The organism is Leuconostoc suionicum, from assembly GCF_001891125.1.
In the GTDB taxonomy this organism is placed as follows: Bacteria; Bacillota; Bacilli; order Lactobacillales; family Lactobacillaceae; genus Leuconostoc; species Leuconostoc suionicum.
In genome coordinates, this window is the sequence record NZ_CP015247.1 from 1,462,968 (window position 1) to 1,478,242 (window position 15,275).

A 15,275-nucleotide genomic window follows, 5' to 3' on the forward strand; every position below is an offset into this window, starting at 1 on the left:
ATTTTTACATCAATTGTGCTAAATGCTTCATGACTAGATCATTATCTTGATTTTCTAATTCTTGAATGACGTGAATGTAAGTTTTTTGTGTTGTTGTCATATTTGAATGTCCCAACCTACGTGCCACCGAAGCAACTGATACGCCTGCGTAAAGCAATAATGAGGCATGTGTGTGGCGCAGGCCATGAATTGAGATAACTGGTATCTCAACTTGCTTGCAAAGTGCGGCTAATCTGTCATTCACTGTCGCATTGTAAACACGTCCACGGACAAATATCGGCTCATCTCTTGGTAGATTGCGAACGATGACTGAAAATCGTATCGCAGTTTGCCAATCAATTTGTACTTTTCGAACCGATGAATTATTTTTTGTTGGCGCAAAATCAGCTTGTACGGCTTTATAATTCCATGTTTTATCAATTTTGATAATTTGTTTTTCAAAGTCAAAATCTGCTGGTGTCAGTCCTAAAGCTTCAGCAAAGCGCAACCCCGTTTTTGTAATGAGCAAGATAAAGTAATCCCAATTAACTTCGTCCTGTAAATTCAATTGTTTTAGAAGAGCCTGTACTTCAAATTGGTTCAAAAATTTGGGCTTATGGAGTCGCTGAACGGTTCCTTTAATCACAATTTTACGGGTTGGATCTCGTTTTAAAATGTCCTCTTCCATAGCGTCTATAATCGAGCTTTTTAAATGATGATGAAAATCCATCACTGTTTGACGCTCGTGATTTTGGGCAAAATCGTTAAGTAATTGCTGATAAGTTGCACGTGAGAGTTTACTTGTTTTGAGCCTTGGTGCAAGCTTAACGAGATGTTGATGTGTTATAACATATTTTTGATAAGTAACAGGTCTGACAGCACCTTGCTTATATAAAGTCATCCAGTCCTTAAAATATGCGTGAAACGTTTGATTCTGTGTCATGATAGACACCTCCAAATAAAAAATTAGCCACAACTTGTTGTTGGGCCAATTTACATTAAACCATTTTAATGTTAGTTAAACATTTTTTGGAGGTAGGCTTGTTTTTGTTTTTTGAGGAGGTTGACTTTTTGTTGATTAAGGGTGATGAGGTTGTCGAGTTGTTTGAATAAAGAGCCGATATTCTCTTGTTCAAAAATATTTGGGATTGGCACTTCGATTTTCATCATCTTAGACTTTGATATGTTATATCTTGATATTCCTTGAGCTAAAAAGGTTATTTTTTTTCTAACTGAAGGAGAGCGTAGCATAGTTGCAAGATACTCTAAATCTAACTCCACCGTAGGACGATAACCAAATGTAAAGCTATTTAAATAAATATTTTTAATGTCATATGTCCAAACAGATGACATTCCAACTTCTTCAGGTGTTTCTGAAGAAGTTGTAAAAAATACATCACCCTTTTGAACTTGATTTTGCCGTTCATCAATTTCAACGGAATCAAGTTGTTTCAAAGTCGCTAATTCATTTTGAAAGACATTGAGGTATGTAACAAATTTGGCATCACCATGGCCAAAATCTTCTTTTGTTTTCCCAGTCAAACCATTAAATGTATTCCCAATTTTTCCCAACTTACGCTGTTCCCAAGTGCCACTAAAGCCAGCAAACCGCAATTCTTGACTAAAAATCTTTTGCAAATACGCCTGTTTTAATTGCTTCAAGAGGTTGAGTTTATGCTCGTTTTGAGCGGTTAGATTGTCGAGTTGTTTGAATAAAGAACCGATCATTTGTTGTTCTTCTAAACTTGGTATACTTATCTCAAAACTGGCGTATTCTTTTGAATTTACACCAGGTTGCCCTGAGCGTTGTGAAGTAATACGAATAAAATTTTCATAAGAGCTAGTAAATGTATTTTGAAATACAAAATTCGAATCAAATTCAGGTTTTATTCGTACTCTTATTAAGAATCCTGCATAGTAAACTAGCCCATCAGATTCAGTGTATATATAACTTTTACCAACACTAGCTCCCGTACGAGCAAACAAAAGGTCATTTTGTTTTAATTCATAATTATCAGCTGAACTGAAATTTATATCTGGTGAGGTTATAGAATCACTATTAAACTTCCGACTTGAATCATCTATATCTGTAATACGAATATATTTATGAATTCCATCAAACTTTTTAGCTGAAGCATTAAGTCCATATTCAAAACTATTAGTCAATTCCCCCAACTTACGCTGTTCCCAAGCATCATAGAAACCCCTAAACCTCAACGCAGGCATAGTTTTATCAGTCATTTTTAGTCTCCACTAATTCAGCAACCATTGCGTCAAATTTGGCTTGCGCTTTGGCGATTTCAATATCAACAGCCTTTAATTCTGCTTCCACTTGTGCCAAATCAATAGCTTCTTCTTCTTCAAATGTGTCGACATAACGTGGAATATTCAGATTAAAATCATTTTCAACAATTTCATCAAAACTTGCAACGTGTGCATATTTATCCATACTTTCACGTTTTGCATAGGTCTCAATAATTTTGTCAACATGAGCATCTGTCAACGTATTTTGATTTTTACCCTTGTCAAAATCATTTGAAGCGTCAATAAAGAAGACATCTTTCGTCGAACGATTTTTCTTAAATACTAAAACAGTCGTTGGAATACTTGTACCGTAAAACAAATTAGCTGGCAGACCAATCACTGCATCCAAAACATTCATATTTTCAATCATATAACGGCGAATAATGCCCTCTCCCGCGCCACGAAAAAGTACGCCATGAGGCAAGACCACAGCCATTGTCCCATCTTCAGCAAGATGATATAACATATGTTCCACAAAAGCAAAGTCTGCTTTTGATTTTGGCGCTGTCTTCCCGTATGCTCGGAATCGTTCATCGTCCAACTTGCCATCTGGGTTCCAATTAGCAGAGTATGGTGGGTTAGCAACCACGGCAGAAAACTTTTGATCACCAAAATGATCATTTTCCAAAGTATCGCCTTGTTGCACATTAAAGTTGGTATAATTCACACCATGCATCAGCAAATTCATGCGACCCAAGTTATAAGTTGTACCATTAAGTTCCTGCCCAAAATAATTGTATACTTTGGCTTCATCCCCGACACGTAGCAATAATGACCCAGACCCCATCGTCGGATCATACACACTTTTTAACGTCTCACGGCCCAAAGCCACCGCTTTAGCCAATATTTTGGAAACTTGCTGTGGTGTGTAAAACTCGCCCGCCTTTTTACCAGCATTGGCGGCAAATTGACCGATCAGATATTCATAGGCGTCGCCTAAAATATCAATTTCAATTTCATTATGTTTAATTTCTAAATCGTGTAAATTCAGGATAACCGCAGCGATCATTTTAGAACGTTCTGCTGGCGTACTGCCTAATCTTGAAGATGATAAGTCAAGGTCTTCAAATAACCCACGGAAATCGTCTTCCGAGCGCTGACCAATGGTCGAGTTTTCCACAGCAATCACTGCATTCTGTAAATCTTCAATATCAAATTTACCTTGGCTAATTTCTTTGACCAAAGTTGAAAACAAATATTTAGGTTCAATGAAGAAGCCTAAATCGTTTAAAGCCTCCTCCTGGATTCCCTCACGATAATCATCTAATTCATAGGCTTGAATAAAGTCGACATCTTCAGCCTCTAATAAATTGTTATTAACATAATCTTCGATTTTATCTGATAAAAACCGATAAAAAATTAAGCTTAAAATATAGTTACGGAATTCATTAGCGTCCATATTGCCACGTAAGTCATTAGCAATTTTCCAGAGGCGCTTTTGTAATTCAGCTTGTTGCGATTGCTGCGTTTGATTAGTATTTGACATGTCTGTTCTCTCTAATTCATCACAAACTTTTTAGCAGTTTCAATGATGAAGTTTTTAATAGATTGTTTTGCTGTTCTTTTTTCTTTGAATGTCATGCCCGCGGTCAGTTCACTAAGTGCTTTAGAATTTTCATGTTGACTCACTTCATATTCAGCGACTTGTTCTGCTAACTGGGATGGCTCTAAACGATGTTCTTCTGCAAAATGATAAATTTCAGCTTGACGTTTATCCGCCAAGAAATGATTAAGTTCGCCTGTAATATCCGCATCATGATTCAACTCCGGAATAACGGAATCCAAGAACTGTTCTAACAACTCACGCTTAGAAAACAGCGTAGGTTCGGTATTGTTAGTAAGGGCTCTTTTTACTTTTTCTACACCTTCAGTCCGTGCATTAGGTGACGATAAGTCGATTTGTGAAATAAGGCGATTGATATAATCAACATCAATTGCATCAACCATCAGGAGCTCGGGGTAAAAATCTACATCATCGATGATTGATGCTTTTTCTTTTTGTCGTGCCTTGTGCCGTTCATAGAATGTTGCATACTTGCCTTTGAAATCATCAAATATTTGTTGCGTCCAGTCGAGCTCTGTTTCAATTTCCGCCCAATCAAATTCTTCGTAAACGCTGATACGACTTTGCAGCGACATGACATCTCTAAATAGTTTGATAAATTCAAGTTCCGCTGTTTCACCCTCATCTAATAACCGATTGGTGTCTTCGGGCGTCGCTACCTTGTCCCTCAAGGCGCGTATTGCTTTTTGAAAGTCTAATTTTAAATCGTCATAATTTGGTGCGAAAAACGCTGCTTTGTCCCCTTGCGAGAAAAGCTGGACCGCTTCATCTGTTTTACTTTTGATATTACGGTATGCCACAATATTGCCGTAATCTTTTGGCGCTTTTTGAACACGATTGGTTCGTGAAAAAGCTTGAATGAGTCCGTGGTATTGCAAGTTTTTATCAACATATAACGTATTCAGTGTCGGCGCATCAAAACCTGTCAAGAACATGTTGACAACTATCAAAACGTCAATATTATTCTCAGGTGATTTGGCGTCATGATTCTTCATACGTTTAGATACGTCGTTGAAGAAATCAGAAAATGTATCTGTACTGAAGTTTTGGTGATATTTGTCGTTATAATCATCAATGACTTTTTCCAAGCCATGACGGGAAGTTAACGTGTCGTCCTTTTGGTGCTCGTCATTATCATCTTCGTTAGCTGTCCATGTGAAAATCGTCGTTACTTTCAAATCATTGTTTATTTCTTTAAAAATATCGTAATACTTTAAAGCTGTTCGCGTATCTGAAACAGCAAAAATAGCGTTATATTGGCGATTATACGTTTTGCTACTATGATTGAGGATAATATGTTGTGCAATTTGATTTAGGCGCTTTTCATTCTCATACACTTCTTTAATATTGAGCGCTTCAACTTCTCCGTTTAAATTTTCAATGTCTTCTTTGCTATGAATAGTATTGATATAGGTGACATTGAACGGTAATACATTATGGTCGCGTACAGCGTCTCTTATCAAATAAGTATGCAAACGGGTATCATAAATATCGTCAGTTGTACGCCCATCTGCCCCTATGTTTTCTTTAAATATAGGCGTTCCAGTGAAACCAAAATGTTGCGCATTTTTAAACCAGCTATTGACCTGTTTACGCATTTCACCGAATTGGGTTCGGTGTGCCTCATCTTCAATAAAAATCACACGTTGTTCTTTGTATGGCTCTAACACTGACCGATAGCGTTCATTTTTTACAGCATTAGCAAGCTTTTGAATGGTTGTCACAATCAACGTGTCCGTTGAGTTTTTAAGTTGCTCGACCAAAACGAACGTATTATCTGTGCGGTCAATTGACGATTGCCCATCCGCACGCTTTGGTAGATAGGCATTAAAATTATTAATTGTCTGCGAATCCAAATCACGTCTATCAACGAGAAAAATAATTTTCTGCGCGTCTGTATGAAGTGCCAACTGAGATGCGGCTTTAAAAGCTGTGATTGTCTTGCCAGAACCGGTTGTATGCCAAACATACCCGTTTATATCGGGATGTATTTCAGCCTGACTCATGATAGATTTTTGCGCATACACCTGATATGGGCGCATAATTTTCATTACTTTTTGATCCGCATCAAAAATTGTGTATTTTGAAATCATTTCGTGGATATTCAGAGGAGATAGAAAACTGGCAGTAAAAGGTTCTATTTCATCAATCCACCTATTATTTTCATCAGACCAATTGAAAATGAAATTTTTATTTAACTCACCATCATTATTAGAAAAATAACGTGATGACATGCCATTGCTGATTACAAAGATCTGTAAATATCGAAATAAACTACCACCAACATTAAATGACTCACGACGATACCGCAATATTTGTTGAAATGCTTGTGACATTTCAACACTGTGACGTTTCAACTCAATTTGAACCAGTGGTAAACCATTAATTAGCAATGTGACATCATAGCGATTTTCATATTTGTCATTCACAACAACTTGATGAGCAACTTCATAAATATTATTTCCCGCATCACGAGGATCGAAAAACGACAACGTTATGTCTGATCCATCGTCACGCTGTATTTGTGCTCTTCCACCTTGAAATTGATCATCGCCACGTAAATAGCGTCCCAACTGATAGATTGATTTAGATCCCACAATTTCATTTAAAAATCGTTGAAATTCTTGATCAGTCAGTGGTGTACCATCTAGTTTGTCAATATTCCGTCGATTTAAAAGCACACGAAAATGATTAACAATCAAACTATAATGATTTAATTCCGGTCGAAACTGCCAACCAGATTTCCCGAGTTGTGCAATCAACTGATTCTCAAGCTTTGATTCTGTCTGTACCATTACTTTCTCCACCCTGTTATGAATGACACTACCCTTTTCATTATACCTTACGCTCAGGCTCAGCGTAAGGCATAAGATTCACCATTTTTGATATTATCAAATATCATTTTGTAATTACAGATAATAGGTACACAAAAAAACACTTCAAACTGAAGTGTTTTTAAAAATCAAACTAATTTAAACTGCTTTAGCTGAATCAGTAACTTTCTTGATAGCTTCGCGCATAGCAATGTCATGCTTCAACATTGATTCAGAGATAGCGGCACGCACTTTATCTTCTTCCATGTTGTATTGTGAAGCCAAATTAGCAACTTCTTCAGAAACTTGTTCTGCTGAAGGATCAATCTTTTCAGCTGCAACAATTGCTTCCAACACCAAACTAGTCTTCACACGAGTTTCGGCACCTTCTGCAAATTGCTTGTGCAAATCATCTTCAGTTTGACCTGAAATTTGGAAGAACATTTCACGTGAAATACCTTGTTGTTGAAGTTGTCCCAAGTATTGGTCGATTTGACGATGAACATCTTCATCAATCATTTCTGCTGGAATTTCATCACCATCAACTGAAGCATTATCAACTGCCTTAGAAATAACAGCGTCTTCAAACGCAGCCTTAGCAGCTTGTGACTTCTCATCAGCTAACTTCTTAGATGTCTTTTCCTTCAATTCAGCCAATGTTTCAACTTCTTCATCAACATCCTTGGCAAATTCATCATCTAATTCAGGCAATTCCTTGCGCTTCAATTCGTGAATTGTTACTTCGAACAAAGCTTCCTTGCCTGCCAAATCAGCAGCTTGATAGTCTTCAGGGAATGTTACGTTAACATTGACATCTTCACCAGCTGTGTGACCAACTAATTGTTCTTCAAAGCCAGGAATAAATTGACCTGATCCCAAAGCTAGAGAAAAGTCCTTGCCTTGTCCGCCATCAAACTTAACGCCATCAACTGAACCGTCAAAATCAATCACAACAGTATCGCCGTTTTCAGCCTTAACTGATTCTTCTTGCAAAACTAATTCTGCTTGGCCATCTTGCAAACGCTTGATTTCAGCATCTACATCAGCGTCAGTAACTTCTTCGTCTTGTGCTTCAACTTCAAGATTCAAGTATTCACCCAGCTTAATAGCAGGAGCAGTCTTAACAACAGCCTTTAAAGTCCAAGCTTCACCCTTATTCATTGAAACGGGTTCGATGTTTGGACGACCAACTGGTGTAATTCCAGCTTCATCAATTGCAGCTTCATAAGCAGCAGGTAAAACAATATCCATTGCTTGTTGGTACAAAGCCTCTTCGCCAAACTTTTGGAAGAAGAGTTGCTTAGTTACCTTGCCCTTACGGAATCCAGGAATACTAACTTCGTTCTTGTTACGTTGGAAAGCTTGTTCCAAACCTTCTTCAACTTGCGCACGCGCGATTTCAAATTCTAATGTGCCTTGGTTTTTTTCATCCGCAGCTGGTGTCCACTTAGACATGTTATTTCCTCCGAGTTTTCAATACTATATAATTTTAGACTAAATTCAAGAATATCACAACCATTTTATCTATTTTTATCGCTTAAAATACCTTATGCACAATGCCGTCGCTTATATGGCTATCACTATTCACTAAAAATAGCTATTTGCGATAATTATTTTAAATAAATAGCTGCATTTCTCACTACAAGTTAGAGAAATACAGCTATTTATTTAAAATATATTATTCTGCGCTACTATCGATTAATTCTAAAACTTCATCTGTATTTAATACGTTACAATACACGCCATTCATGATAGTTAATTCAGCATTATGCAGTGCCATTGATCCAGCAGCACAACAATCTTCGACACAGATGACTTGGAACCCATCATCAGCTAGTCCTCTTACGGTAGAAGCAACACACTGGTCCGTCACAATTCCAGTTACAACCACTGTTTTTATGCCCATATTACGCAAAAGTTGCAAGTAATTAGTCCCTGTGGTCACACTGTCTGTTGTCTTATTAACAACGATTTCATTTTTGTGTGGTTTTAGCTCATCAATCATTTGCGCCGCAAAACTATCAACGTGTAAATTAATTCCATTCCAACCATCTGATTTTTGAACTGCTGAACGGTCTGCACCATCTTCACGCAACGATGCAATACGACCATAGGTCACAGTCATATGACGAGTTCGAAAATGTTGTAACAACTTCACATTATTCGGAATCACTATTTCATCCAATCGATCATGAAATGGTATCCATCTTTCCCAAACACCAGCATCTTTAAATTGCTGTGCTTCACCAAAATCCCTTAAAATAAATTCGTTCTGCATATCAACAATTAGTAGTGCTGTCGTGCTTTTATTTATTTTGATTTCTGGAAAAACATCATCCTGGTAGTAAAAAGATTTAAATTTTTCTCTTGTCGTGAGCATATGTGTAATTCCTTTACTATTTCTCCCCAAAATCGAATTGTGGTGTGGCTAATTTGAAAAACTTTGTTTGATACAAAAGTATACCTAGTCCAATAATTAGCCATGCTATGCCAGTAAATTTGGATGCCATATCCAAACTGACAAAAATCCACAAGCTGACACCGAAGCCAATTAATGGTGAAATCAAATACTTAATAAATTTCACAGCAGAAAATGTAAAATCCTTAATAAAAAACTTCCAAATAACTGCGCCATTTAAACACATAAAACCAAATAGCGCGCCAAAGCTAACCAAATTTCCAACAGTTGTCAAATCTAACGACAATGATAATACTAAGGAAACAACGCCAACCAAAATAATAGCGGTCCAGGGTGTGCGATACTTAGGCTTCAATTGTCCTAACGCTTTAGGCAATATGCCATCACGCCCCATAGCAAATAAAATTCGAGAAATAGCAGTTTGACACTCTTGTCCACTGGCCAAACCAAATGAGACAATCATCGTCCATTGAACTAATTGCGTTAACCAAGTACCACCTACTTTATCAAGTATCGTAATGAAAGCTGTGTCAGGATTCAAAGAAGCATAATTTGGCATGACAAACCCTGCAAAAAGGGCTGTTACAACAAATAACGTTCCTACTAACAGAATGGATAGAATAACCGCTCTACCAACTGAACGTTGTGGATTCGATGTTTCTTCCGCTAATGTTGAAATAGCATCAAATCCCAAATAAGAAACAATAACTAAACTTGTTGAGGATAATACTCCAGAAATATGAAATTCTTTGGGATTATAAAGTGAAATTGTATTAAATTCAATTGAACCATCAAGTAACAATTTAATTGCACCAATAATGAATGCAATTAATACGAATAACTGTAATCCAAAAAGAATCCAACTTACTTTAGAAACGAAATCAACACCAATCATATTAATAACAGTATTAATAATGACTAAACCAATAATCCAAACATAGTTGGGTATATTTGGAAAAAGCGAGGAACCAAAAGAAGCCGAAACCAACATACAAACTGTTGGCAACAAAATGTAATCTAACGTAATTCCCCATCCTGCTATAAATCCAAGCGGTGCACTAGCCCCCTTTTGAACATAGGTATAGACTGATCCAGCATAAGGAAACTTTCCGGACATAGTAGCATAGCTAAAGCCTGTAAAAAGCATGGCTACCATACCAATCAAGTATGCAAGTCCTACCATCCCATGAGCAGGAGCCAAAAAAGATCCGTAATAAGCCATGGGCGCCACAGGAATCATAAATATGATGCCATAAATAACTAAATCTTTGGTTGTTAACGTACGCTTTAACGAATTATTATTTTGTTCCATGTACTCAATTCTCCATGCTTTTAGTAATTAGTTATGGCAAATAAGCAATGACCCTTGTTGGAAACCCTGGAGATTTCTCAAACTTAGGTGTCATAACAGAAATAATTGCGCCAGTAGCAGGTACCTCGTCTAAATGAGTTAACATTTCAACCTGATAGTGTCCTGACTGCAAAGCCAATGCCTCAGCCGCAAATCCTCCTGTTGGTTGATTCACAGCAGTGTCCGTATCGTAAGTTTCATGACCATTAGCAACTGCATGTCGCGTTTCATAAATATATTCTATTGCTTCAACTGACCATCCTGGATAGTGATTTTGTCCCTCATCATCTGGATTTTCCATTAATTTTTGATTAGGCCATCGTTTAGACCAATCTGTCCGCAAGGCAACAAACGCACCTTCCGGTATATTGCCATTTTCCTTTTCCCATTCTTTAATATCATCAACTGTTAGTGAATAATCTGGGTTTTCCTTAACTACTTCTGATTTATTGATGACAACCAACGGCGCTATCAAATCTTTTAGGGGAATATCAGAAACCCATTCTCCGCTTTCAGCTCCAAAATGAATTGGTGGGTCAATGTGCGTAGCATATTGACCCACAAAATTGTACTCTTTAACAAAAAAGCCGTCCTCTTCGCTTGTAAATATTGTTTTTGCGGAAGCTGCGTTAAAAGCTGGAAAATGAGGTGAAGTTTCCCCAAATTCATGCGATAAATCTACCCATTTTTTCTTTTTTAGTTCCGTGAGAAATTCTTGAATTAACATAAGTAGCCATTCTCCTTATTATATTTAGGAAGTACATTAATTAGTATTTTAATATATTTCTCATCAAAAATACATAACAATGTTAGTTTAATTAACATTGTTATGTATTTTTTTAATATATAATATATTTTTTTAATGGCTTAATGAATTAACTTATCACATATACATTAAGTAACAATATTTTTAACGGTCATTTTTCACATGAACAGGTTGTCCGAAACGTAAAACCTTTTTCAATGAAATACCGATTAACCCAACTGCAGCAATAATTAATAGTGTCATAGTTATTTCTCCTTTGTTTGATTGCCCATTATTCTAATCTTTCAATATTAAATTTAAATCAATTAAATGAAAATAAAAAACAGCCGAAGCTGTTTAATCCAAATTAGTAATTTCTGCAATTGCTTGTGCATAAATCGAAATTGAGCGATACAAATCATCAAGTAGGGCAAATTCATTAACTTGATGCATCGTATCTGGTGAGTCAGGGAATAATGCACCATATGCGACACCGCGTTTCATTAAGCGACCATACGTACCGCCACCAATGACTTGATCATGGGCTGGTAAGCCTGTTTGATCATGATAAACACGCAGAAGCGTCTCTACAATTGGGTCACTTGGTGCAACATAATGAGGAGCTTGTGAATGCCCACCAATAGTGGGCGTTACATCCCAACCATTTAATTTCGAAGAAAGTCCGGCAACAATTTCGTCAGGTGTGATGCCCTTTGGATAACGGAAATTAAAATTAATAAATGCCTCACCACCATCAATAAACTTTTGAATCCCAACATTCATAGACAATGGCCCCATCACATCATCAGTATACTTAACACCAAACTTTTCGCCGACAGTGTCATCATGGGCTGGTGTTCCTAAATAAGTCAAAAATGATTTGGCTGTGCCACCAAAATCAAAGTCTTGAAGGAAATTTGCTAAATAAGTTCCAGCATTCTCCCCTGTTTCAGGCATTGCCCCATGAACTTGTTTACCATTTAGAACAAATTTGATAATCTCACCATCAGTTTCAGTTGAACCAGATACCTTTGGATTTTCTACCAAAAATTCTTGGAACTCTGTCACAATTTTTTCTGCATGGGATGATTTAACAGTTGCACGAGCAATACCAGGTACCATATTAGTCCGTAATCCGGACTCAAAATCAACCAGCTTAACAGTACCACCGTTCGTGGCCTCGCCCTTGATGATTACTTGAACATTACCCTTTTCACCGTTAATGATTGGATATTCGGCATCAGGTGAGAAACCGAATACTGGTTCTGGCTCAACTTCAAAATAGCGAGTCATCCCCGTCCAATCATTCTCTTCATCAGTCCCAAAAATCAGACGAACCCGACGCTTCAACGGCACTTTCAAATCTGACAGAATTTTGAAAGCATAGTAGGCTGACATTCCAGGCCCCTTATCATCTGAAGCACCACGGGCAATAATCTTATCCTCCGTCACAACAGGCTCAAATGGTTCAGTATCCCAACCCTCACCTGCGGGCATCACATCAACATGAGACAAAATAGCGACATATTCATCAGCATCTTTGGGACCAATTTCAATATAGCCCACAATGTTATCAATATTTTTGGTAGTAAAACCATCTCGCTCAGCAATAGCCAACATCTTAACTAAGGCAGCTGTTGGTCCAGGACCTAAAGGTGCATCAGGCGTTGCTTGTGAATCGTCACGAACAGATTCAACAGCCAATAGGGCTTTTAAATCTTCGACATAGGCTGCTTTACGTTTCTCTGTTTCTTGTTTCCAATCAACTGTCATATTTTTTTAACCTTTCTAGTAACTCATAGAGTTATTATACCCTGTTATGGCATTTTTTTCTAATATTCATGTCAGGAACACGGATTAAATAATCAAATTATCCATATACTCTGTCGGGCTATAACCACTATTTTTTAATAATCATGGCTAACTTTCTACGCAATGCATGGTCCGCAGCACAAATATATAACCCTTGTCGGCCACGCTTTAATAGGACATTTAGCGCGTTCAGCATAATAGCTTCTTTCTCTTGCTCACTAAATGAATGACCCTTTGTTTGTCGAAAAGCGGCGTTATCCTCATATTTTTCGGTATGAACCACGATTTTATTTTTTTCTTCATCAAATGTGATACTAGGTCCAATGATCACACCAGCATAATTCAAATCAAAACCTTGAATTGTATACACTGATCCTACTTCATTAATTGTTTCTGGCCTCAATGCCCATGGTGTTATACCTGTATCTAACTGGTCCCAAGGTAATTTGAAATCATCAACCGTCACATACCAGGTACCGCGATTAACGGTATACGGATAGTCCGTTGTTGCTAACAAACGTGACATTCCTACCCGCTTATTTTGTTGTTGAATCATTCTGTAGAGATCATTAGCATTGGAAAAAATCTGAAAATCGAATCCGTCAACGAGGCCTAATGTTGAAATTTCTTTATTTTGCGTTAGATTGTCAATCCATTGAACAACATGCTCATTATTACCTAGCATACGATATTGATTACTTAATTGATAACGCGTTGGTGCGTACTGTGAAACGATTTTTTCCAACCTTTGATTAGTCCACATACTTTTGAATTTTAAGACTTGATGGCTATCAAAAACTAAAATGATGACTTGGGCACGTTTGATAATCTCAACCAGTTGGTTGGTTTGATTAAATTTATTGTAGCGATCAGGTTCAGTCAAGAGTAAATGTGCTTCATCGATTAATACGATATCTGCACGGCGTTGTTCTTTATCCATTTGATGAATAAAAGTTGTGGGTTTTAGGAACTGTTTCTTTTTTAATTCTTCAGTTTTTCCTGCTAAATCACGATATATTTTCCAAATTTCAGCATGATTGACCAGTAAGTAGTTATTGGTTTTATAAAGTGCTGACGACTCATTATTTAAAACAGCGCGTTGAAGTTGTTTAAATATTTCAAACAGTACAACACTTTTCCCAGAACCAGCGCCGCCTTCAATAATAAATACTTTCTTTTTTTCTTGCTTCAAACCCTGATTTGCAAAGTCAACCACATTTTGAATCAAATGCGCTTGTTCAGTTGACAATTTTTCCTCATCAGAGAGAATAAAACTATTTTTTTCCATAAACATATTGTACACTATTTACATAATGAGTCGCATAAGAAGTCGCGCTAGATGAGCACTCCTATCACCTTCTTTGTGCATTAAACAAAACTATCGTGTAGAATAATGTTAAGGATTAAACTATGAAAACATTAACTGAAGATATTTTATACCGAGTTATTAAAAAAAGAGCTAAGGACTCACACAAAGGAACCTATGGCCGTGTTTTAATCATTGGTGGTACGGCACAATTTGGTGGTGCAGTGATTATGAACGCATTGGCTGCAGTTAATTCTGGTGCCGGACTAGTAACCGTAGCCACAGATCCATCAAACTTTACCGCTCTACATAGTCACCTACCCGAAGCAATGGTTGTCGATTTTAATGAGGATCTAACCGAATACATTAAAAAATCAGACGTTGTTTTAATCGGATCAGGTTTAGGCGATCGTATTGATTTAGTACAACATACCTTCTATGCTATTTTGCCACGTCAAATACTCATCGTTGACGGGTCTGCCTTAACTTTAGTTGCTGAACATAAACTAAAGTGGCCAAAATCGCGACTCGTTTTAACACCACATCAGATGGAGTGGCAACGCCTAAGTGGTGTGACTATCAATGAACAAGCTTTTGAAGCGTTTAATATGCTAGCGCAACAAAGAATGAATGTTGAACCGATTTTAGTTTTAAAACAACATCATACTCAAATTTATACCAATGACTGCGCTTTTGAAATACCTGTTGGTGGACCTTATCAGGCCACAGGAGGCATGGGTGACACACTCGCCGGAATGATTGCTGGATTTACGGCACAGTTTATGTTGTCATTTTCCGAAGCAATTTTAGCAGCGGTCTATGCCCACTCTGCTATCGCTGATGAACTAGCTGAAACCCGCTACATCACATTACCCACAGAAATTAGTGCCTCAATACCTGAATTTATGCATCGATATGCTCGGTAATAAATGAAAACTAACAGTATGTTAAAATAATTATATAACTCTCAGGGGGACGAAAA

General features: G+C 37.3%; 11 protein-coding genes. 1 reads left to right on the forward strand and 10 read right to left on the reverse strand.

The genetic code is table 11. The annotated features are described in order from the left end of the window. Positions 1–4 precede the first annotated feature (4 nt). From A6B45_RS07315 to A6B45_RS07360, 10 genes are all read right to left on the reverse strand, one after another. Entirely contained in the window at positions 5–922 is a 918-nt protein-coding gene (locus A6B45_RS07315; RefSeq protein ID WP_072613986.1) for a site-specific integrase, read from the reverse strand. Between the two features lie 71 nt (positions 923–993). Next, positions 994–2,220, reverse strand: coding sequence for a restriction endonuclease subunit S (locus tag A6B45_RS07320; protein WP_072613987.1), 1,227 nt, complete (start codon positions 2,218–2,220; stop codon positions 994–996). Beyond that, positions 2,213–3,769 (reverse strand): type I restriction-modification system subunit M, encoded by a 1,557-nt coding sequence (locus A6B45_RS07325; RefSeq protein ID WP_072613988.1) that lies wholly within the window; start codon positions 3,767–3,769, stop codon positions 2,213–2,215. The genes A6B45_RS07320 and A6B45_RS07325 overlap by 8 nt, the downstream gene beginning before the upstream one ends. Before the next feature lie 11 nt (positions 3,770–3,780). Further along, a complete protein-coding gene (locus A6B45_RS07330) occupies positions 3,781–6,642 on the reverse strand; it encodes a type I restriction endonuclease subunit R (RefSeq protein WP_072613989.1) in 2,862 nt (953 codons plus the stop codon). Between the two features lie 177 nt (positions 6,643–6,819). After that, on the reverse strand, positions 6,820–8,115 hold the full coding sequence (gene tig / locus A6B45_RS07335) for a trigger factor (protein WP_072613990.1): 1,296 nt from the start codon (positions 8,113–8,115) through the stop codon (positions 6,820–6,822). 223 nt (positions 8,116–8,338) lie between these two features. Next, positions 8,339–9,040: a cysteine hydrolase family protein gene (locus A6B45_RS07340; RefSeq protein WP_072613991.1), complete on the reverse strand. Its 702-nt coding sequence runs from the start codon at positions 9,038–9,040 to the stop codon at positions 8,339–8,341. A 16-nt stretch (positions 9,041–9,056) separates the two neighbouring features. Then, entirely contained in the window at positions 9,057–10,391 is a 1,335-nt protein-coding gene (locus tag A6B45_RS07345) for an APC family permease (RefSeq protein WP_072613992.1), read from the reverse strand. Between the two features lie 31 nt (positions 10,392–10,422). Then, positions 10,423–11,157 carry a cyclase family protein gene (locus A6B45_RS07350; RefSeq protein WP_072613993.1) on the reverse strand — a complete coding sequence of 245 codons (735 nt, stop codon included), beginning with the start codon at positions 11,155–11,157 and terminating at the stop codon, positions 10,423–10,425. A gap of 375 nt (positions 11,158–11,532) precedes the next feature. Then, positions 11,533–12,948: a dipeptidase PepV gene (pepV, locus tag A6B45_RS07355; RefSeq protein WP_072613994.1), complete on the reverse strand. Its 1,416-nt coding sequence runs from the start codon at positions 12,946–12,948 to the stop codon at positions 11,533–11,535. Positions 12,949–13,075: 127 nt separating this feature from the next. Continuing rightward, complete coding sequence (locus tag A6B45_RS07360; RefSeq protein ID WP_072613995.1) at positions 13,076–14,281, reverse strand: DUF2075 domain-containing protein; 1,206 nt, start codon at positions 14,279–14,281, stop codon at positions 13,076–13,078. Positions 14,282–14,397: 116 nt separating this feature from the next. Between A6B45_RS07360 and A6B45_RS07365 the strand changes: the two genes are divergently transcribed. Further along, complete coding sequence (locus A6B45_RS07365) at positions 14,398–15,219, forward strand: NAD(P)H-hydrate dehydratase (protein ID WP_050892063.1); 822 nt, start codon at positions 14,398–14,400, stop codon at positions 15,217–15,219. Positions 15,220–15,275 lie beyond the last annotated feature (56 nt).

Excerpts from the sequence above, each read along its gene's own strand:
- A6B45_RS07320 (WP_072613987.1), bottom strand. The coding sequence starts at position 2,220 with ATGACTGATAAAACTATGCCTGCGTTGAGGTTTAGGGGTTTCTATGAT.
- A6B45_RS07365 (WP_050892063.1), top strand. The coding sequence starts at position 14,398 with ATGAAAACATTAACTGAAGATATTTTATACCGAGTTATTAAAAAAAGA.
- pepV (WP_072613994.1), bottom strand. The coding sequence starts at position 12,948 with ATGACAGTTGATTGGAAACAAGAAACAGAGAAACGTAAAGCAGCCTAT.
- A6B45_RS07360 (WP_072613995.1), bottom strand. The coding sequence starts at position 14,281 with ATGTTTATGGAAAAAAATAGTTTTATTCTCTCTGATGAGGAAAAATTG.
- A6B45_RS07340 (WP_072613991.1), bottom strand. The coding sequence starts at position 9,040 with ATGCTCACGACAAGAGAAAAATTTAAATCTTTTTACTACCAGGATGAT.
- A6B45_RS07330 (WP_072613989.1), bottom strand. The coding sequence starts at position 6,642 with ATGGTACAGACAGAATCAAAGCTTGAGAATCAGTTGATTGCACAACTC.
- tig (WP_072613990.1), bottom strand. The coding sequence starts at position 8,115 with ATGTCTAAGTGGACACCAGCTGCGGATGAAAAAAACCAAGGCACATTA.
- A6B45_RS07325 (WP_072613988.1), bottom strand. The coding sequence starts at position 3,769 with ATGTCAAATACTAATCAAACGCAGCAATCGCAACAAGCTGAATTACAA.
- A6B45_RS07350 (WP_072613993.1), bottom strand. The coding sequence starts at position 11,157 with ATGTTAATTCAAGAATTTCTCACGGAACTAAAAAAGAAAAAATGGGTA.
- A6B45_RS07345 (WP_072613992.1), bottom strand. The coding sequence starts at position 10,391 with ATGGAACAAAATAATAATTCGTTAAAGCGTACGTTAACAACCAAAGAT.
- A6B45_RS07315 (WP_072613986.1), bottom strand. The coding sequence starts at position 922 with ATGACACAGAATCAAACGTTTCACGCATATTTTAAGGACTGGATGACT.